Origin of the sequence: Sphingomonas sp. SORGH_AS_0438 (assembly GCF_031453475.1) — a bacterium.
GTDB lineage: Bacteria > Pseudomonadota > Alphaproteobacteria > Sphingomonadales > Sphingomonadaceae > Sphingomonas.
This window is the reverse complement of record NZ_JAVIZS010000001.1, coordinates 3,280,583-3,299,180: the sequence shown is the minus strand read 5'-3', so window position 1 is coordinate 3,299,180 and position 18,598 is coordinate 3,280,583. Positions and strand designations below refer to the sequence as shown.

The window sequence follows — 18,598 nt, the reverse complement described above, 5'->3', positions numbered from 1 at the left end:
TCACCTCTTTGCTGCATTTCGCCCGCGACAACGAACCGGAGCCGTAACGGTGCCCGGCTTTATCAGGCCGCCGCCAGCGCTGCGTCGCGCTCCGCCGCCTGGCGCGACCACATCTCCGCATAGAGGCCGCCGCGGCGCAGCAGCTCGGCATGGCTGCCCTGTTCCGCCACCCGGCCGGCGTCCAGCACGACGATCCGGTCCGCCGACACGATCGTCGACAGGCGGTGCGCGATGACGATGGTGGTGCGACCACGCTCCACCGCCTCCAGCGTCGCCAGGATGTCGGCCTCGGTCCGGCTGTCGAGCGCGCTGGTCGCCTCGTCCAGGATCAGGATCGGCGGGTTCTTGAGCAGGGTGCGGGCGATCGCCACGCGCTGCTTCTCGCCGCCGGACAGTTTCAGCCCGCGCTCGCCGACGCGGGTGGCATAGCCATCGGGCTGGCGCTCGATGAAGGCGGCGATCGCCGCGCCGCGCGCCGCCTGCTCCACTTCGGCGTCGCCCGCGCCCTCGCGGCCATAGGCGATGTTGTAGCCGATCGTGTCGTTGAACAGCACCGTGTCCTGCGGCACGATGCCGATCGCGGCGCGCAGCGACCCTTGCGTGACCCGGGCGATGTCCTGCCCGTCGATCGTGATCCGCCCTTCCCCGACATCGTAGAAGCGATAGAGCAGCCGCGCGAGCGTCGACTTGCCCGCGCCGGACGACCCCACCACCGCCAGCGTCGTGCCGGCCGGCACGTCGAGGTCGAGACCGTCCAGGATGGTGCGCTCGGGATCATAGCCGAAGCGCACCCCCTCGAACCGTACATGGCCGCGCGTCACCGCCAGGGCCGGCGCGCCGGGCAGGTCGGTGACGTCGGCGGGCGTGTCGATCAGGTCGAACATCGCGCCCATGTCGATCACCCCCTGGCGGATGGTGCGATAGACCATGCCGAGCAGGTCGAGCGGCCGGAACAGCTGGGCGAGCAGCGTCGACACGAACACCACGTCGCCGGCGGAAAACTGCCCCCGGCTCCATCCCCAGGCGACATAGGCCATGCCGCCGCCGAGCATCAGGTTGGTAATCGCCGCCTGGCCGACGTTCAGCCAGGCCAGCGAGTTTTCCGACTGGGTAGCGGCGCGGGCATAGGCGTCGACCGCCTGTTCGTAGCGCCGCGCCTCGCGCTCCTCGGCGTTGAAATATTTGACCGTCTCGAAATTCAGCAGCGAATCGACCGCATGGGCGACCGCGCCGGTGTCGAGATCGTTCATCCGCGTGCGCAGCGCGTTGCGCCAGTCGGTGACCAGCCGCGTGAACCAGATATAGGCCACGACCATCGCGATCGTCGCGACGACCAGCGGCGCGCCGAAGCTGCGCCCGAAGATGCCGAGCACCAGCGCCAGTTCCAGCACGGTCGGCGCGATATTGAACAGCAGGAAATAGAGCATCGTGTCGATGCTCTTGGTGCCGCGCTCGACCACCTTGGTGACCGCGCCGGTGCGCCGTTCCAAATGGAAGCGCAGCGACAGGCCGTGCAGGTGGCGGAACACATCGGCCGCCAGCCGGCGCGTCGCATCCTGCCCGACCCGCTCGAACACGGCGTTGCGCATATTGTCGAACAAGGTCGTGGCGAAGCGCGAGGCCGCATAGGCGACGACCAGCAGCACCACGAGCGTCGCCAGGCTCCGGTCGCCCGAGGCCATGCGGTCGACCGCGAACTTCAGCGTATAGGCGGCACCGAACACCTGCACGAGCTTCGACACCAGCACGAGCAGCATCGCCGCGACGATGCGCAGGCGCAGCCCCGGTTCGCCGGCGGGCCAGAGATAGGGGAGGAACCGGCGAAGCGTCGGGAATAGCGGCCGTTCGGGACCGGCGGTGGGGGCGGATGGGGGCATGAGTCGCTGATGTCGGCGCGACGGGGCCGGAGTTCAACCGTCTGCGTCCCCCATCGACCGGTCGTGACCACGGAACATCCCGTCGCGCGTCGACGTTTTGCCTTTCGTCTGGAGACGCCTATGACACCGCTCTATTTCGTGGTTGCCATCCTGGGTTGCGGAGACGGCAATGTCGATTGTCGCGAGGCGCGGATCGCTCCCGCCCGGTACGAGACCATGGCGCAATGCAAGGCCGATCTCGTGCAGCAACTGGCGCGCAACAGCGATGTGCCCTTCCCGGTGATCGGTGCGGACTGCCGCGCCGAGGGCGTGCGTTTCGCGGATGGGGCGGCGAAGGCCCGGCGGGGCTGATACCGGCCGGGGCGTCGCGATGCCTTCGTTCCCGTTTGTGACGCCTGCCCATGACGACGCATGACCACGCCATGCGATTTTAGGTTTCCCACGCGCCACGTCCTTGCGCTAGGCGGAGGATATGGCCGCCACCATTCGCTGCGATGTCGCGATCGCCGGGGCCGGGCTTGCCGGGTCGCTGCTTGCGCTCGCCCTGGCTGCCCGACATCCCGCGCTCGACGTCCGACTGATCGATTCCGACCACCGCATTGGCGGCGACCATGTCTGGTCCTTTTTCGGCAGCGATATCGCCGATGCCGATCGCTGGCTGCTGACGCCGCTGATCGGCCATGCCTGGCGCGACTATGATGTCGCCTTCCCCGCGCATCGCCGCACCATCGCCGCCACCTATTATTCGATCGAGAGCGCCCGGCTGGACCAGGTGGTGCGCAAGGCGCTGCCCGAGCGCGCGCTGCTGTTCGACCGCAAGGTGCTGGCGACCTCGACCACGGCGGTGGTCTTCGCCGATGGCGACCGGATCGAGGCCAAGGGCGTGATCGACGCGCGCGGCGCGGGCGATGTGTCGGCGCTCGATCTCGGCTGGCAGAAGTTCGTCGGCCGGCTGCTGCGCGTGCCCGGTGGCCATGACGTGGCGCGGCCGATGGTGATGGACGCCACCGTGTCGCAGATCGACGGCTATCGCTTCCTCTACTGCCTGCCCTTCGATGCCGAGCGGGTATTCGTCGAGGATACCTATTACAGCGAATCGCCGACGCTGAACGTCCGCTCGGTCGCCCGGCGGATCGACGCCTATGCCACGCAGCGCGACTGGCAGGGGGTGGAGGATGCCGGCCATCAGGAACGCGGCGTGCTGCCGGTGGCGATGGGCGGCGATTTCGAGACCTATTGGAAGGCGGGCGGCGCCCGCGTCGCCAAGGTCGGGATGCGCGCCGGGCTGTTCCACCCGACCACCGGCTATTCGCTGCCCGACGCGGTGCGCACCGCCACCGCGATCGCCGCGCAGACCGATTTCTCCGGCCTCGGCCTCCACGCCCTGACCCATGACCTGGCGCGGACCAGCTGGGACGGGCGGAACTTTTATCGCTTGCTGGATCGTATGTTGTTCCGCGCTGCGGAACCGGAGGAACGCTACCGCGTCCTGGAACGCTTCTATCGGCTCGACCCGCGGCTGATCGGCCGCTTTTATGCAGGACATTCCACGATGAGCGACAAGGCCCGGGTGCTGGTCGGCAAACCGCCGGTGCCGATCGGTCGCGCGATCCGCGCGCTGGCCGGCGGAGGACGCGCATGAAGAACGTCGCCGTCATCGGCGCCGGTTTCGGCGGACTGGCGCTTGCCATCCGCCTGCAAAGCGCCGGCATCCAGACCACGATCATCGAGTCGCGCGACAAGCCGGGCGGCCGCGCCTATTACTGGGAGCGCGACGGCTTCACCTTCGATGGCGGGCCGACGGTCATCACCGACCCGGCCTGTCTGGAGGAGCTGTGGCAGCTGACCGGCCACAGCATGGCCAACGACGTGCAGCTGGACCCGGTCTCGCCCTTCTACCGGCTGAACTGGGCCGACGGCACCAATTTCGACTATACCAATGACGACACGCTGCTGCGGTCGCAGATCGAGCGGCTGCACCCCGGCGACTGGGCCGGCTATCAGAAGTTCCTGGAATATTCGGCCGGCGTGTTCCGCGAGGGGTATGAGAAGCTGGGCCATGTCGCGTTCCTCGACTTCGCGTCGATGATCAAGGCGGCGCCGGCATTGGCCAAGTACCAGGCCTGGCGCTCGGTCTATTCGATCGTGTCGGGCTTCGTGAAGTCGGAGAAGCTGCGCGAGGCGCTGAGCTTCCACACGCTGCTGGTCGGCGGCAATCCGATGACGACCAGCGCCATCTACGCGCTGATCCACAAGCTGGAGCGGGACGGCGGCGTCTGGTTCGCGCGCGGCGGCACCAACCGGCTGGTCGCCGGCATGGTCGCGCATTTCGAGCGGCTGGGCGGCACAATGCGCCTGGGCGACCCGGTCACCGCGATCGAGACGCTGGGCGACCGCGCGACCGGCGTGGCCACCCAATCGGGCTGGCGGATGGACGTGGATGCGGTCGCCGCGAACAGCGACATCATGCATACCTATCGCGACCTGCTGTCCACCTCGCGATCGGCGCAGCGGACGCGCGCGCGGCTGGAGCGGAAAAGCTATTCGCCCTCGCTGTTCGTGGTGCATTTCGGGATCAAGGGCAGCTGGCCGGGCATCCCGCACCACATGATCCTGTTCGGCCCGCGCTATAAGGGCCTGTTGTCCGACATCTACGACCATGGCGTGCTGAGCGAGGATTTCTCGCTCTATCTCCACCACCCGACCGTCACCGACCCGGCGCTGGCGCCGGAGGGGCATTCGACCTTCTATGCGCTGGCCCCCGTGCCGCATCGGGGCAAGTTCCCGGTCGACTGGGCGGAGGTCGGCCCGATCCTGGAAAAGCGCATCCTGGACGAGGTCGGCCGGCGGCTGATCCCCGACATCCATGAGCGGATCGTCACCAAATTCTCCTATGCCCCGTCCGATTTCGAGACGGACCTGAACGCGCATCTCGGCAGCGCCTTCAGCCTGGAGCCGGTGCTGACGCAGAGCGCCTATTTCCGCGTCCACAACCGCGACGACGCCATCCCCAACCTGTACTTCGTGGGGGCGGGCACGCATCCGGGCGCGGGGATTCCGGGCGTGGTCGGCAGCGCCAAGGCGACGGCGCGGCTGATGCTGGAGGGATGAGCCGGCTTGTCGGCCGCGCGCGCATATCCTAGCGCGAAGCGCATGAAACGCCTCGCCATCTATTGCGGCTCCGCCACCCCCGCCGATCCCTTGTACCTGGAGGCCGCGCGCGATGTCGGCCGGACGCTCGCCGAACGCGGCATCGGCGTCGTCTATGGCGGCGGCCGGCTCGGCCTGATGGGGGCGGTGGCCGATGCGGCGCTGGCGGCGGGGGGCGAGGTGATCGGCATCATCCCCCAGGCGCTGGTCGATGCCGAGGTCGCGCACCGCGACCTGACCGAACTGCACGTCGTCCCCGGGATGCACGAGCGCAAGAAGGCGTTCACCGACCTGGCCGACGGCTTCGTCACCATCCCCGGCGGCACCGGCACGATGGACGAACTGTGGGAGGCACTGTCCTGGGCACAGCTCGGCTATCATGCCGATCCGGTCGGGCTGCTTAACACCGCCGGCTATTACGATCCGCTGATCCAGTTCTGGGACCGGATGGGCGAGGTAGGCTTCCTGCGCCCGCAGCATCGCGATCTGCTGATCGTCGCCGATACGCTGGACGTGCTGCTGGAGCGGATGGCCGCGCATCGCCCGACCCAGCCGATCGTGCGGATGAACGCCGCCGACCTGTGACCGGCCTGCCGCCCCCGGAGCGCGGCCAGGATCGCACACAAGACCGCGAGGCGCTGGTCGAGGCGGCGCGGCTGTCGATCGCGCGCGGATCGAAGAGCTTCGCCGCCGCGTCGCGCCTGTTCGATCCCGCCACGCGCGAGCGGGCCTGGCTGCTCTATGCCTGGTGCCGCGCCTGCGACGATATCGCCGACGGGCAGGACCATGGCCATGGCATGACCCGCGTCGCCGACGCGCCCGCCCGCCTCGCCGAACTGACCGCCAAGACCGAGGCGGCGCTGGCGGGCGAGGTGGTGGGCGATCCGGCGTTCGATGCGCTGCGCGTCGTCGCGGCGGAGACGGCGATGCCGCCCGCCTGGCCGCGCGCGCTGGTCGCGGGCTTCGCGCTCGATGCCGAGGAGTGGCGGCCGCGGAGCGAGGAGGATCTCTATCGCTATTGCTATCATGTCGCGGGCGTCGTCGGCTGCATGATGGCGGTGGTGATGGGCGTCGACCCGGCGGACGACGCGACGCTCGACCGGGCCTGCGACCTGGGGCTGGCGTTCCAGCTCGCCAATATCGCGCGCGACCTGGCGGAGGACGACCGCGCCGGCCGCTGCTACCTGCCGCAGGACTGGCTGGACGCGGCCGGTATCGCGCCCGGCACGCTATCCGACCCGGCGAACCGGGCCGCCGTCGCGGCGCTGGCGACCCGGCTCGCCACCCGGGCCGCTCTGTTCGAGGCGAGCGCGCGCGGCGGCACCCCGGCCCTGTCGACTCGATCGGCCTGGGCGGTGCTGTCGGCGGCGGACATCTACGGCGCGATCGCCCGCAAGGTCGCGGCCGCCGGCGGGGCGGCCTGGGACCGGCGGGTCGGCACGTCGAAATGGGAGAAGATCGGCTTCATCGCCCGATCCTGGAGCCGGGCGAAGCGGCGCACGCGCCTCTATGCGGACGTGCCGCGCGACCCGACGCTCTGGACCCGGCCGCGCTGACCGACCGATGCGCAACCCGTCGCCCAACTCCCACGCCCCCTTGCTCCGCACCGACCGGCTGGTGCTGACCGGCCATCGTCCGGCCGATCTGGACGGACTGGCCGCGATGTGGGGCGACCCCCGCGTCTATGCCGGGATCGGTGGCCAGCCCCGCCCGCGCGAGGAGGTGTGGATTCGCCTGTTGCGATCGATCGGGACGTGGACGGCGTTCGGCTACGGCTCCTGGGTGGTGCGCGAGACGGTGGACGGGCCGCCGCTGGGCGAGGTCGGGCTGATCGAGGCGAAGCGCGCGATCGACCCGCCGCTGACCGCGACGGAGACGGGGTGGACGCTGTCGCCCGAGCGGCATGGCCGGGGCTATGCGCGCGAGGCGATGACGGCGGTGCTCGGCTGGGCCGATGCCCAGGGAATGGCGCGGACGCAGTGCATCATCGATCCGGGCAACGCCGCCTCGATCCGGCTGGCGACGGTGCTGGGCTATGTCCGCCATGGCGAGGCCCGGTATCACGACCGGGCGATCCTGTGCTTCGAGCGGATCACCGCCGGCTGATCGGTATCATGGCGTTTCGCCGCATTCGGGGCTAAGACCGACCGATTGGGGGCGAGCCAATATGGAAGCGGACTGGAAGATCGAAGCCGAGCGGCTGGCGACGCTGGAGGATTACCGGCTCCTCGACACACCGCGCGAACCCATGTTCGACGCCATCGTCCGCCAGGCGGCCTCCGGGGCGGACGCCCCGATCGCGCTGATCACGCTGATCGACGACCGGCGGCAATGGTTCAAGGCGGCGCAGGGGGTCGACCATCGCGAGGACCCGATCGACCAGTCGATCTGCGCGCACGCGATCCGCAGCGATGCGCTGTTCGAGGTGCCGGATGCCAGCGCCGACGCCCGCTTCGCCCATTTCCCCGCCGTCGCGCGCGAGGGGGGCATCCGCTTCTATGCGGGCGTGCCGCTGACGATGAAGAACGGCGCGCGGCTCGGCACGCTGTGCGTCATCGATACCGAGCGGCGCGAGGGACTGGATGCGGAGGAGCGCGACCTGCTGGAGCGGCTGGCGCGCCGCACCGTCGCCGCCTTCGAACTGGCGCGCGACATGCACCGCGACGCGACGCTGCCCGCCGACCCGGCGACGGTGGACGAGCGCGTCTGGCTGGACCAGGCGCTGAGCCTGATGGCGCGCGCCTCGGCGGCGCTCGACCGGGTGGAAGCGTCGGCGGCGCTCGCCCATCTGGAACAGGCGATCGTCACGGTCGAGACGCGCCGCGCGCTGCTATAGCGCTCGCAACGCCGCCGCCGGCCGCGCGCGCAACACCGGCAGGCTGCCGGCCAGGCCGATCGCCACCGTCGCCCCCGCTCCGATGGCCAGCGTCGCCGCGACCGTGGGCCAGTCGGGCAGCCAGGCGAAGTCGAACAGCCGGGTCACGACATACCAGCCGCCGGCCGTACCCAGCGCCAGCGCCACCAGGCTCATGATCGCGGCGAGCATCGCATATTCGGCGGCCTGCACCGCCAGCACCTGACCGCGCGTCGCGCCCAGCACCTTCAGGATCGTCGCGTCATAGGTGCGGCTGGCTCGCGCCGCCGCGATCGCGCCGACCAGCACGGCGATGCCGGCGAGCACTGCCACCCCGGCGGCGGCCGCGATCGCGGTCGCCATCTGGCGCACCACGGTCTGCACCTGCGCCAGCACGCCGCCCACCTCGATCACCGAGGTGGAGGGGAAGCGCGGCAGCAGCGCGGCGGTGACGGCGGGGACGCGGGCGCGGGGCATGTCGATCGTCGCCGCCAGATTGTGCGGCACATCGGCCAGCGCGCCGGGCGAGAAGACCAACACGAAGTTGAAGCCCAGCGTGTCCCAGGCGATCCGCCGGAACGAGGCGATCCTGGCGGTACGCTCCAGCCCCAGCACCGAGATGGTCAGGGGATCGCCGATATGCAGGTCCAGCGCCTTGGCCAGGCGTTCGTCGACCGACACCAGCGGCCGCCGCCCCTCCGCCGCATTCCACCAGCGCCCGGCGGTCAGTTCGCTGCCGGGCGGCAGGGCGGCAGCGAAGGTCAGGCCGCGCTCGCCGCGCAGCGCCCAGGCCGCCTCGGGAATCGTCTTCAGATCGGCGACGCGCGTCCGGCCATAGCCGGTGATGGTGCCGCGCATCAGCGGCACGGTGGCGATGGTCGCGCCGGGCGCGGCATGGCGGACGGTGGCGCGGAACAGCGCCTCCTGCTCGGGCGGCACGTCGAGCGCGAACAGGGCGGGGGCGCGATCGGGGATGGTGCGGCGGATATTGCCGTCCAGGCTGGTGCGGATCGTCGCCAGCAGCACGAACAGGGTCAGCCCCAGGCCGAGCGCCACGACCAGCGCGACGGTGCGCGCGCCCGGCCGGTGCAACCCGCCTAGCGCCAGCCGCAACAGGGGCTGGCGCGGGCGCGGCAGCCGGGCGGCCAGCGCCCGGATTGCCCAGCCGATACCGGTCAGCAGCAGCAGCGTACCCGCCGCCGCACCCAGGAAGCCGGCGGCGAAGCCCGGCCGCTCGCTGGTCGACAGGGCCAGCGCGACGATCGCCGCCCCGGCCAGCGCCATCCAGCCGGCGGCCCGGCGCGGGATCGCCCGGCCCGCGCCCGTCACGCCGCGCAGCAAGGTCGCGGCCGGTACCCGGCCCGCCGCGACCAGGGCGGGCGCGCAAAAGGCCAGCGCGATCAGCAGGCCATAGGCGGCGGCCAGCACCAGGGGCAGCGGCTGCACCGCCCAGCCCGGCGCGACCGGCAGCACCGCACCGGCCAGATGCCCGATCAGCGGCACCGCCAGCCAGCCGATCACCAGACCCAGGGCGATGCCGACGACCGACACCGCCAGAATCTGGAGCAGGTAGATGCGCGTCACCAGGCGGCTGGTCGCGCCCAGCACCTTGAGCATGGCGATGCTCTGGCGGCGCTGGTCGAGATAGGAGGAGACGCCGTTGCCGACACCGATCCCGGCGATCACCAGCGCCGCCAGCCCGACCAGGGTCAGGAACTCGCCCATCCGCAGCACGAAGCGGCTGGCTCCCGGCGAGGCGCGGTCGCGGGTGCGCGTCTCCCAGCCGGCGGCGGGGAAGCGGCGCTCAAAGGCCCGGAGCGCGGCGGCGGGGTCGCGCCCGGCCAGCGCGACCCGGTAGCGCGTGTCGTAGAGGCTGCCCGGCTGCACCAGTCCGGTACGGTCCAGCCCGGCACGCGACACCATCACCACCGGTCCGAGCGTGAAGCCCTCGCTCAGCCGGTCCGGCTCCTCGGCCAGCACGCCACCGACGCGGAACGACGCGCTGCCCAGCTGCAGCGTCGCGCCGCGCCCGATCCGCAGCCGGTCGGCCAGCGCCGGCGCGATCCAGGCGGTGTCGGGGCCGGGCGCACGCACGCTCCGCCCGTCCGCCAGCGTCAGCCGGCCATAGAGCGGATAGGCCGCGTCCACCGCCTTCAACTGGACGGGTGCGGTGCGATCGGCGGCGGCGACCGCCATCGACTGCATCCGGATCGTCTCCGACACGGTGCCCATCGCCTGCATCGCCGCGCGTTCCGCCGGGTCGGCGGTGCGTTGCGAGACCGAGAGTTCGACATCGCCGCCCAGCAGCTCGCGCCCGCGCGCACCCAGTTCGTCGGCGATGGCGGCGGAGAGGCTGCCGATCGCCGCCAGCGCGCCGACGCCCAGCACCAGGCAGACCAGCAGCAGCCGCAACCCCCGGAACCGCGCCGACAATTCGCGACGGGCCAGCCGCCAGGCCAGCGGCCATGTGCTCATGCGACCAGCCGCCCGTCGACCATTTCCAGCGTCCGGTCGCAGCGCTGGCCCAGCGCCGGGTCATGGGTGATGATGACCAGGCTGGCGCCGCTCGCCCGCTGGCGCTCGAACAGCAGGTCGATGATCCGCCGTCCGGTCGCGCCGTCCAGATTGCCGGTCGGCTCGTCGGCGAAGACGATGCTGGGGGCAGGGGCCAGGGCACGGGCGATCGCCACGCGCTGCTGCTCGCCGCCGGACAGTTGCGACGGATAATGGTCCAGCCGGTGCGCCAGGCCGACCGCCGCCAGTTCCGCCTCGGCCCGCGCCTGCGCGTCGGGAAGGCCCGCCAGCTCCATCGGCACGGCGACATTCTCGTGCGCGGTCATCGTCGGCAGCAGGTGGAAGGCCTGCAGGACGATGCCGATCCGGCCGCGCCGCGCCACCGCCAGCCGGTCCTCGTCCAGCGTGCCGAAATCCTGCCCGTTCACCAGCACCTGCCCGCCGGTCGCGCGCTCCAGCCCGGACAGCACCGCCATCAGCGACGACTTGCCCGATCCCGACGCACCGAGCAGCGCGACGCTCTCGCCCGCGCGCACCTCCAGGTCGATGCCGCGCAGGATCTCGACCGGCTCCGCACCGCCCAGCACCAGCCTTACATCGCGGGCGCGGATCACCATATCCGGAGCCGACATCAGGACGCCAAAGGCAAGAATGACAAAATCATACCGGCATTATGGGCGGGCGGTGGTCCCGATCCAAGCCATGGCGCTGCTGGCGGCGTGCAATGGTCAAAATGGTCAGGGCGATCCGGCGGTCCAGGCGAACACGGCCAGCGCCGCCACGTCGCCGATACCCGCCGCGACTCCCGTCAAGTCGGTCCCGGTCACCGGGCCTAAGCGGCTGGTGCTGGCGTTCGGCGACAGCCTCTATGCCGGCTATGGCCTGGCGCGCGGGCAGAGCCTGCCCGATGCGCTCCAGACGCGACTGCGCGGGGCGGGGGTCGATGCGACCATCGTCAATGCCGGCGTGTCGGGCGACACCACGGCCGGCGGGCGGCGGCGGCTGGCCTATACGCTCGACCGGCTGGAGCGTCGGCCCGACCTGGTGCTGCTGGGTCTGGGCGGCAACGACGTGCTGCGCCAGGTATCCCCGGCGGAGACGCGCGCCAATCTGGAGGCGATGCTGGCCGACCTCGATCGCCGCCATATCCCGGTGGTGCTGACGGGGATGCTCGCCCCGCCCAATCTGGGGCCGGATTTCGCCGGGCGGTTCAACGCGATCTTCCCCGATCTCGCCCGCCGGCATGACGCGCTGCTCGATCCCTTCATCCTCCAGGGCGTGATCGGCAATCGGGCGCTGATGCTGCCCGACGGCGTCCACCCCAATGCACAAGGGGTGGAGCGGATCGCCGATCGGCTCGCGCCCCTGGTCGAACGCCGGCTCGCGGAGCTGCCGCGCGACGATCGGTGAGCCAAATCGGCCCGGCTGCGGGACCGCCATTGTTTGGTAACCAAGCCCGTGTATGCTGCGGTGCGGCACAAGGCCGCATGAGGATCAATCGACATGTTCGATGCGCTGGGCGCCATGTGGTATGAAGTCGGCGCGGCGGTGCTGTTGCTGTCCGGCGTGCTCCTGAGCAATTTCGCCCGTCCCCGCCGGCCCTGATGACTCAAGGCCGGGCGGGTCCGGTTCAATTGCGCCTGTCGCGATAGACCGCGACGCCGATCGCGGCGGCGGCGACCAGGGCGGTGGTCGCCAGCACCGCGGGCCGGGACGGCATGGCCGGCTCGGCAGGGGCCACGGGCGATGGCAGCGGCGACAGGGTGGCGGGATCGCCAGTGAACAGCCGCACCAGATGCCGCGCGACCGCGGCCGGGTCCTCGCGCTGCGGGAAATGGCCGACGCCCGCCAGATGCACCTTGGCGAAGGGGCCACGGAACTTCGCCCGGACATCCTTCGACGCGGAGGGCGGATTCACCCCGTCGCGGTCGCCCTGGATATAGAGCGTCGGCAGCGCCAGCGTCGCGGTCGCCTTCACCGCCTCCGCCAGCCAGCGGCCGCGCGGGTCGGGATCGGCCTCGTCCCAGCGCGCACGATAGCTGTGCAGCGTCACCGCCACCCAGTCCGGATTGTCGAAGGCGCGCGACACCCGCTCGAACAACGCTTCGTCGAACCAGCCGGGCGGCGACCAGTTGGTCCAGTGGATATGCGCGAACCCCTTGGGGTCGTCGCGCACCGCCCGTGCGCCGCGCGCGGTCGCCATGAACCAGTGATACCATTGCCGCTGCGCCTGTTCGAAGGGCGGCGTCGCCATGCCGCCCAGGCGCGGCGGCGTGCTGAGCATCGCCATGCGCTGCACCCGCTCGGGCCAGCCGACCGCCAGCGCCTCGGCGATGTTCGATCCCCAGTCATGGCCGGCGACCATGAATCGCCCGATGCCGAGCCGGTCGAGCAGCGCGATCGCGTCGAGCGCCAAGATCGCGCTGTCGCCGGTGCGCGGCGCGGTGCGGTTGCGGAACCGAGTCGCGCCGAAGCCGCGCAGGCTCGGCACGATGGCGCGCAGCCCCGCCGCCGTCAGCGCCGGGATCACCTCGTCCCAGGTCGAGGCATCGTCGGGCCAGCCATGCAGCAGCAGCACGACCGGTGCGCCGGGATCGCCATGATCCGCATAGGCGATCTCCAGATCGTCGGTGGTCATCGTCTTCGTGGCTGTGTGTCGTCCGTCTTGCATTCTCCGCACAACCGACCGGGCGGCCCTGGGGTTCAATGATCCGGCGGCGTTGCGGCACCGGTCGGCGCAAGCCGCGCGGCAACCAGGGGCGGGGGTGGGGGTTGTCCCCTCCACATCGGTAAAGGGGACAGGTTGGATGCCGCAATGGAGCTGGATCCTGCGTCGGATCGTCCGTCGCATCTGGTTTCGCGCCGGGCTGATCAGCCTGCTCAGCGTGATGCTGGCCATCCTGGCCGGGGCGATCACGCCCTATCTCCCCTATCGCTTCGACGCGGAGATCGGGCAGCGGTCGGTCGGCACCATCCTGCAGATCATGGCGTCCAGCATGTTGGCGGTGACGACCTTTTCGCTGACCGCGATGGTCAGCGCCTATTCCTCCGCCACCCAGCTCGCCACCCCGCGCGCGACTCAGCTGATGATCAGCGACCCGACCTCGCAGAACGCGCTGTCGACCTTTCTCGGCGCGTTCGTGTTCGCGATGGTCGGCATCGTCGGGTTGAACACCAGCGCCTATGGCCATGACGGACGCATCATCCTGTTCGCGGCGACGGTGCTGATCATCCTGCTGGTGGTCGCGACTTTGCTGCGCTGGATCGGCCATATCACCGCCTTCGGCCGGATGGCGGACGTGATCGACCGGGTGGAGGATGCGGCGACGCGGGCGATGCGCGACCATGCCGCCCGACCGCATCAGGGCGGCAGGCCGGCGGTGCCGGTGCCGGCCCATGCCGTGGCCGTCACCGGCACGCGCACCGGCTATGTCACCCATATCGACATGGCGGCGCTCGGCCATCTGGCGGAGCGCCACGGCCTGACCGTCCATGTCGTCGTGCTGCCGGGGACGATGGTGCATCCGGCCCGGCCGCTCCTCCGGGTCGAGGGCATGGTCGACGACCAGCGGGCGGCGGCGCTGATCGCGACCTTCAGCATCGAACGGCATCGCAGCTTCGACCAGGACCCCCGACTGGGCTTGATCGCCCTTTCCGAGATCGCCAGCCGCGCGCTGGCCCCGGCGACCAACGATCCGGGGACGGGGATCGAGGTGCTCAACGCCCTGCTCCGCGTCTTCCTGATGCTGCGGCCGGACGCAGCCGGCGCGCATCATGACGCCGAGGTTCGGTGTGCCGTGCATATCGGCCGGCCGGCGATGGACGACATGCTCACCGATGCCTTCGGGCCGATCCTGCGCGAGGGCGGGCAGGAGGTGGAGGTGGCGGTGCGGCTGACCGGCACGCTGGCGGCGCTCCATGCCAATCTGCCGGGCGCGCAGGCCGCGGTCACGCACTGGGCCCGCCGCCATGCCGCGCGGGTGGCCGAGACGCTCACCGATCCGATGGACCTGGCGACCTTCCGCCAGGCCTATGCCCGGTGGTGGCCCGCCTAAAACGACGGGCCGAACACCGACCAACCGGTCCGCGCCGCCAGCATCTCCAGCGCGCGCACGCCCAGGATCGAATTGCCATGTTGGTCGAGATTGGGCGACCAGACCGCGATCGCCGCCCGCTCCGGCGCGATCGCCAGGATGCCGCCGCCGACCCCGCTCTTCGAGGGCAGGCCGACCCGGACCGCGAAATCGCCCGAACCGTCATAATGGCCGCAGGTCATCATCAGCGCCAGCACCGTCCGCATCCGTCGCGCCCGTTCCGCCTCGGCGGCATCGTCGGGAGCTATGCGGGTGCGGGCCAGGAACAGCCCGGTGCGCGCCAGACCCGCGCAATCGACGCGGATCGCGCATTGCCGGGCATAGGCCTCCATCACCCGGTCGTTCTCGGCCTCCAGATTGCCATGATGCCGCATGAAGCTCAGCATCGCGCGGTTGAGGTCGCCGCCCTCGGTCAGCACCGCGTCATCGAGCGGCACGTTGTCGGTCCCCAGCGTCTCGGCCACCAGATCGACGACCGAATCGCAGCGGCCATGGTCCGTCACCAGCATGTCGACCACGACCAGCGCACCGGCATTGATGAAGGGATTGCGCGGCAGGCCGCAAGTGCGTTCCAGGTCGATCAGCGAGTTGAACGGATCGCCCGACGGCTCGCGACCGACGCGTTCGAACACCTGGTCGCCGCGCGAGCGCAGCGCCAGGTCCAGCGCCAGCACCTTGGAGATGCTCTGGATCGGGAAGGGCGTATCCGCCGCGCCCGCCGTCACCACCCGGTCGGCGGTGGCGACGGCGATGCCGAACGGGCCGGGCGTCAGGCTGTCGTCCTTGGCGTCGGCGGCGGCCTCGATGGCGGTGGCGTCGCGGGTGATCTCGGCGGCGATGGCGTCGAGCGTCTGTTGCAGGTCCATGCCCGACCGAACGAGCGGTGCCGGGCGCGGGTCCGACAATCCGGTGGATTCGCAACGCGTCATACCCACTTGGCGCGATCGGAAACCGGTCTAGGATGCGCCATGCGCGTCCTGACCATGGTTCTGGCCAACTTCGCCCTCGCTATCGCACCGGCCCCTGCGCCCGCCGCGCCGCCGTCGCTCGCCCAGGCTTCGGCCAGCCTGGCGGGACGGTCCGAATGCGTGTCCTTCCGCTGGTTGCCCAATGACAGCGGATCGGAGCGCGGCGGGATCAGCGTGCCGGTAACGGTGAATGGCCGGACGCTGCCGATGCAGCTCGATACGGGTGCGAACGTCACCAGCCTCTATGGCGGCTATCCCGTCACCGCCGGCTGGGCGAAAGCGGGGGCCGACAGCTTTCGCGCCACCCGCTTCGCGGTGGCGGGGCATCCGATCGACCGGCCGCTGGTCTATGTGAATGCCGATATGGCGGCGGACGCCGATCTGCGCGGCACGCTCGGCCTGCCGGCGCTCTTCGGCCGGATCGCGGTGATCGACTATCCGGGGCGCCGCTTTTGCCTGTTCGACGAAGCCGACCTGCCGCCCGTACTCGCCAGAGCCACCTATGTTCGCGCGATGCTGCGCGGGGGCAAATTCTTCGTGCCGATCCGCAGCGGCGGCTTCGCCAGCGACACGATCGTCTTCGACACCGGCTCCAGCGCAATACCGCTGCATGTCGACCTGGCGGTGTGGAAACGGCTGACCGGCCGCGCGACCACCGACGCCGCGCCGGCCGCGATCACGGGGCTAGCGTGGGGCCAGCCGTTCACGCTGGCAGGCGCACCGGCCGCCGCGCCGGTGATGCTGGGGGAGGGGGAACTGGGTCCGATCACGGTCTTCACCAATCCGGATGCGCCCGAATCCTTCGCCGACTGGCCGATGCGGACCGAGGGCGTGCTGGGCAACGCGTCACTGTGGGACGGAATCGTCATTCTCGACCTGACCGAACGGATGCGATTCGGCCGGGTGCCTTGAGGCGCGGTAGGACCATCATCGTTCGACGAGGATGGGCCGCGTCATGATGTCGGCGCCGGGCAGGACATGTTGCGGCAATGCACGAGCGCATCCGCCAAGATGTTCCAGCGATGTGAGGAAGAGCGGCCCTGCCGCAAGACTGGCGGTCAAAGTGGGCATTTGCCCGACTTTGACCGATAGTGGTGCCCAGAAGAGGACTCGAACCTCCACGACCTTGCGATCGCCAGCACCTGAAGCTGGTGCGTCTACCAATTCCGCCATCTGGGCACGGGGTAGTGAGGCGCCTTTAGGGGCGGGGACTCGGCCTTGTCAACAACCCTTTCGCTGGGCAAAGGCATTTTATCCCATCCGACAACGGACGACATGCTCATGAAGAACAAGCTGGTGACGCTGATCGGCGGCGGAGGCTTTGTCGGCCGCTACGCCGCCCAGGCCCTGTTGCACGCAGGCGCGCGCATTCGCGTGGCGCAACGCGACCCCCGCCAGGCCTGGCATCTCAAACCCCTGGCCGCGATCGGCCAGATGCAGTTGGTGGCCGCCGATGTCGGCCGCCCCGACACGATCCTGCGCGCGGTGCAGGGGGCCGACGCGGTGGTGAACCTGGTCGGCGTGCTGAACGGCGATTTCCAGCGCGCCCATGTCGACGGCGCGCGCACCGTCGCCGAATCGGCCGCCCGCGCGGGCGTCGAGGCGCTGGTCCATGTCTCGGCGATCGGGGCCGATGCGAATGCGGCCTCCGCCTATGGCCGGTCCAAGGGGCAGGGCGAGGCGGCGGTGCGCGCGGCGTTCCCCAATGCCACCATCCTCCGCCCCTCGATCGTGTTCGGGCGCGAGGACGCCTTCGTGAACCGATTCGCCGGGATGATCGAGAAGGCGCCGGTCGTGCCGGTGCTGCGCGGCGGCACCCGTTTCCAGCCGGTCTTCGCGGGCGATGTCGGCGCTGCGGTGCTGGCGGCGGTGCAGGAGCCGGGCCGGTTCGGCGGCCATAGCTATGAACTGGGCGGCCCCGACGTGCTGAGCATGAAGGAATTGCTGCGCTGGATCGCCAACGAGATCGACCGGTCGCCGCATTTCCTCGATCTGCCCGATTCGCTGGGCGCGCTGCTCGCCAAGCTGCCGGGCACGCCGATCACCACCGACCAGTGGCAGATGCTGGGCCGCGACAATGTCGTCGGCCAGGGCGCGGACGGCCTGTCGGCGCTGGGCGTGACGGCGACGCCGATGGCGGCGGTCGCGCCGGAATGGCTGGTCCGCTTCCGCAAGCAGGGCCGGTTCGGCCGTCGCTCGCGCGAGCAGGCCGCCTGAAATGCATGATCTGCTGATCGCCGTCCTCCTCGGCATCATCGAGGGGGTGACGGAGTTCCTGCCCGTCTCGTCCACCGGCCATCTGGTGCTGGGCGGCTATTTCCTGGGACTGCCGGAGGGCGATCCGACCTTCGATATCGTCATCCAGCTCGGCGCGATCCTCGCGGTCGTCGTCGTCTATTGGCAACGCTTCATGAAGGTGGGCGTCGGCCTGCTGGCGCGCGACGCGGGAGCGATCCGCTTCACGCGCAACGTGCTGCTGGGCTTCATCCCGTCGATGCTGGTCGGCGCGGTCGCCTACTCGGCGATCCGCGCGCTGATCCAGGACCAGTCGGTGGCGGTGGTGGTGATCGCCATCGCGCTGATCCTGGGCGGCCTCGCCATCCTGTTCATCGAACGCACCGTGCCGCCTGCCGCCAAGTCGAGCGTCGAGGGGCTGAGCTGGAAGACGGCACTGGGCATCGGCGTGATCCAGTGCGTGGCGATGATTCCGGGCGTCAGCCGCTCGGGCGCGACGATCATGGGCGCGCTGACCATGCGCGTCGATCGCGAGACGGCGGCGGAGTTCAGTTTCTTCCTCGCCATCCCGACCATGGCCGGGGCGACGACGCTCGCCCTGTGGAAGGCGCGGCACGAACTGGGCAGCGCGCATCTGACCAGCATCGCGGTCGGCTTCGTCGTGTCGTTCCTGGTGGCGATCGCGGTGATCCGCTGGTTCGTCGGCGTCATCAGCCGGCGGGGATTCGCCCCCTTCGCCTGGTACCGAATCGCGGCAGGAGGATTGACCCTGCTGGCCATCGCGCTGCGATAAGGTTTGATCCGGACCTAAAAACTGACGCGGAAATCACCCGGTTGCCCGTGCCTTCGGCATCAAACATCTATCAAGACAGTAATGCTGTCTTGTTTATATGAAGCTACGTTGTA

At 70.3% G+C, this 18,598-nt stretch carries 17 protein-coding genes and 1 tRNA gene; 12 read left to right on the top strand and 6 right to left on the bottom strand.

The annotated features are described in order from the left end of the window. Positions 1-62 precede the first annotated feature (62 nt). Positions 63-1,877 (bottom strand): ABC transporter ATP-binding protein/permease, encoded by a 1,815-nt coding sequence (locus tag QE452_RS15495; RefSeq protein ID WP_309659356.1) that lies wholly within the window; start codon positions 1,875-1,877, stop codon positions 63-65. A 120-nt stretch (positions 1,878-1,997) separates the two neighbouring features. Here QE452_RS15495 and QE452_RS15490 point away from each other — a divergent pair, with 120 nt between their 5' ends. From QE452_RS15490 to QE452_RS15460, 7 genes are all read left to right on the top strand, one after another. Then, positions 1,998-2,228 (top strand): hypothetical protein, encoded by a 231-nt coding sequence (locus tag QE452_RS15490; protein WP_309659357.1) that lies wholly within the window; start codon positions 1,998-2,000, stop codon positions 2,226-2,228. A 121-nt stretch (positions 2,229-2,349) separates the two neighbouring features. Then, positions 2,350-3,519: a lycopene beta-cyclase CrtY gene (gene crtY, locus QE452_RS15485; protein WP_309659358.1), complete on the top strand. Its 1,170-nt coding sequence runs from the start codon at positions 2,350-2,352 to the stop codon at positions 3,517-3,519. Next, positions 3,516-4,988: a phytoene desaturase gene (locus tag QE452_RS15480; RefSeq protein WP_309659359.1), complete on the top strand. Its 1,473-nt coding sequence runs from the start codon at positions 3,516-3,518 to the stop codon at positions 4,986-4,988. The genes crtY and QE452_RS15480 overlap by 4 nt, the downstream gene beginning before the upstream one ends. 42 nt (positions 4,989-5,030) lie before the next feature. Then, positions 5,031-5,612, top strand: coding sequence for a TIGR00730 family Rossman fold protein (locus QE452_RS15475; RefSeq protein WP_309659360.1), 582 nt, complete (start codon positions 5,031-5,033; stop codon positions 5,610-5,612). A gap of 5 nt (positions 5,613-5,617) precedes the next feature. Continuing rightward, the gene (locus QE452_RS15470; RefSeq protein ID WP_405052807.1) at positions 5,618-6,583 is read left to right on the top strand and encodes a phytoene/squalene synthase family protein; all 966 of its coding nucleotides are present in this window, start codon (positions 5,618-5,620) and stop codon (positions 6,581-6,583) included. Positions 6,584-6,590: 7 nt separating this feature from the next. Next, the gene (locus QE452_RS15465) at positions 6,591-7,133 is read left to right on the top strand and encodes a GNAT family N-acetyltransferase (RefSeq protein ID WP_309659362.1); all 543 of its coding nucleotides are present in this window, start codon (positions 6,591-6,593) and stop codon (positions 7,131-7,133) included. Positions 7,134-7,194: 61 nt separating this feature from the next. Beyond that, positions 7,195-7,863, top strand: coding sequence for a GAF domain-containing protein (locus QE452_RS15460; RefSeq protein WP_309659363.1), 669 nt, complete (start codon positions 7,195-7,197; stop codon positions 7,861-7,863). Here the strand turns inward: QE452_RS15460 and QE452_RS15455 are convergent. Further along, positions 7,858-10,356, bottom strand: a complete 2,499-nt coding sequence (locus tag QE452_RS15455; protein WP_309659364.1) for an FtsX-like permease family protein — start codon at positions 10,354-10,356, stop codon at positions 7,858-7,860. The genes QE452_RS15460 and QE452_RS15455 overlap by 6 nt on opposite strands. Next, positions 10,353-11,027 (bottom strand): ABC transporter ATP-binding protein, encoded by a 675-nt coding sequence (locus QE452_RS15450; protein ID WP_125994812.1) that lies wholly within the window; start codon positions 11,025-11,027, stop codon positions 10,353-10,355. Before QE452_RS15450 ends, QE452_RS15455 begins: the two co-directional genes overlap by 4 nt. Positions 11,028-11,079: 52 nt before the next feature. Here QE452_RS15450 and QE452_RS15445 point away from each other — a divergent pair, with 52 nt between their 5' ends. Continuing rightward, positions 11,080-11,805: an arylesterase gene (locus tag QE452_RS15445; protein ID WP_309659365.1), complete on the top strand. Its 726-nt coding sequence runs from the start codon at positions 11,080-11,082 to the stop codon at positions 11,803-11,805. Between the two features lie 220 nt (positions 11,806-12,025). On the opposite strand, the gene QE452_RS15440 is transcribed toward QE452_RS15445, so the two are convergent. Beyond that, positions 12,026-13,033, bottom strand: coding sequence for an alpha/beta hydrolase (locus tag QE452_RS15440; protein WP_309659366.1), 1,008 nt, complete (start codon positions 13,031-13,033; stop codon positions 12,026-12,028). Between the two features lie 169 nt (positions 13,034-13,202). Here QE452_RS15440 and QE452_RS15435 point away from each other — a divergent pair, with 169 nt between their 5' ends. Continuing rightward, positions 13,203-14,450, top strand: a complete 1,248-nt coding sequence (locus tag QE452_RS15435; RefSeq protein ID WP_309659367.1) for a DUF2254 domain-containing protein — start codon at positions 13,203-13,205, stop codon at positions 14,448-14,450. Here QE452_RS15435 and glsA read toward each other — a convergent pair. Then, on the bottom strand, positions 14,447-15,355 hold the full coding sequence (gene glsA / locus QE452_RS15430; protein ID WP_309659368.1) for a glutaminase A: 909 nt from the start codon (positions 15,353-15,355) through the stop codon (positions 14,447-14,449). The two genes, QE452_RS15435 and glsA, sit on opposite strands and share 4 nt — an antisense overlap. A 102-nt stretch (positions 15,356-15,457) precedes the next feature. Between glsA and QE452_RS15425 the strand changes: the two genes are divergently transcribed. Further along, positions 15,458-16,369 carry a hypothetical protein gene (locus tag QE452_RS15425; protein WP_309659369.1) on the top strand — a complete coding sequence of 304 codons (912 nt, stop codon included), beginning with the start codon at positions 15,458-15,460 and terminating at the stop codon, positions 16,367-16,369. Positions 16,370-16,549: 180 nt separating this feature from the next. On the opposite strand, the gene QE452_RS15420 is transcribed toward QE452_RS15425, so the two are convergent. Next, a tRNA-Leu gene (locus QE452_RS15420) sits at positions 16,550-16,636 on the bottom strand. Positions 16,637-16,738: 102 nt separating this feature from the next. Between QE452_RS15420 and QE452_RS15415 the strand changes: the two genes are divergently transcribed. Then, positions 16,739-17,674: a complex I NDUFA9 subunit family protein gene (locus tag QE452_RS15415; RefSeq protein ID WP_309659370.1), complete on the top strand. Its 936-nt coding sequence runs from the start codon at positions 16,739-16,741 to the stop codon at positions 17,672-17,674. Between the two features lies 1 nt (position 17,675). Continuing rightward, positions 17,676-18,485 carry an undecaprenyl-diphosphate phosphatase gene (locus tag QE452_RS15410; RefSeq protein ID WP_309659371.1) on the top strand — a complete coding sequence of 270 codons (810 nt, stop codon included), beginning with the start codon at positions 17,676-17,678 and terminating at the stop codon, positions 18,483-18,485. Positions 18,486-18,598: the final 113 nt, after the last annotated feature.

Coding starts and splice junctions, on each gene's coding strand:
- QE452_RS15495 (WP_309659356.1), bottom strand. CDS start 1,877: ATGCCCCCATCCGCCCCCACCGCCGGTCCCGAACGGCCGCTATTCCCG.
- QE452_RS15490 (WP_309659357.1), top strand. CDS start 1,998: ATGACACCGCTCTATTTCGTGGTTGCCATCCTGGGTTGCGGAGACGGC.
- crtY (WP_309659358.1), top strand. CDS start 2,350: ATGGCCGCCACCATTCGCTGCGATGTCGCGATCGCCGGGGCCGGGCTT.
- QE452_RS15480 (WP_309659359.1), top strand. CDS start 3,516: ATGAAGAACGTCGCCGTCATCGGCGCCGGTTTCGGCGGACTGGCGCTT.
- QE452_RS15475 (WP_309659360.1), top strand. CDS start 5,031: ATGAAACGCCTCGCCATCTATTGCGGCTCCGCCACCCCCGCCGATCCC.
- QE452_RS15465 (WP_309659362.1), top strand. CDS start 6,591: ATGCGCAACCCGTCGCCCAACTCCCACGCCCCCTTGCTCCGCACCGAC.
- QE452_RS15460 (WP_309659363.1), top strand. CDS start 7,195: ATGGAAGCGGACTGGAAGATCGAAGCCGAGCGGCTGGCGACGCTGGAG.
- QE452_RS15455 (WP_309659364.1), bottom strand. CDS start 10,356: ATGAGCACATGGCCGCTGGCCTGGCGGCTGGCCCGTCGCGAATTGTCG.
- QE452_RS15450 (WP_125994812.1), bottom strand. CDS start 11,027: ATGTCGGCTCCGGATATGGTGATCCGCGCCCGCGATGTAAGGCTGGTG.
- QE452_RS15440 (WP_309659366.1), bottom strand. CDS start 13,033: ATGACCACCGACGATCTGGAGATCGCCTATGCGGATCATGGCGATCCC.
- QE452_RS15435 (WP_309659367.1), top strand. CDS start 13,203: ATGCCGCAATGGAGCTGGATCCTGCGTCGGATCGTCCGTCGCATCTGG.
- glsA (WP_309659368.1), bottom strand. CDS start 15,355: ATGGACCTGCAACAGACGCTCGACGCCATCGCCGCCGAGATCACCCGC.
- QE452_RS15425 (WP_309659369.1), top strand. CDS start 15,458: ATGCGCGTCCTGACCATGGTTCTGGCCAACTTCGCCCTCGCTATCGCA.
- QE452_RS15415 (WP_309659370.1), top strand. CDS start 16,739: ATGAAGAACAAGCTGGTGACGCTGATCGGCGGCGGAGGCTTTGTCGGC.
- QE452_RS15410 (WP_309659371.1), top strand. CDS start 17,676: ATGCATGATCTGCTGATCGCCGTCCTCCTCGGCATCATCGAGGGGGTG.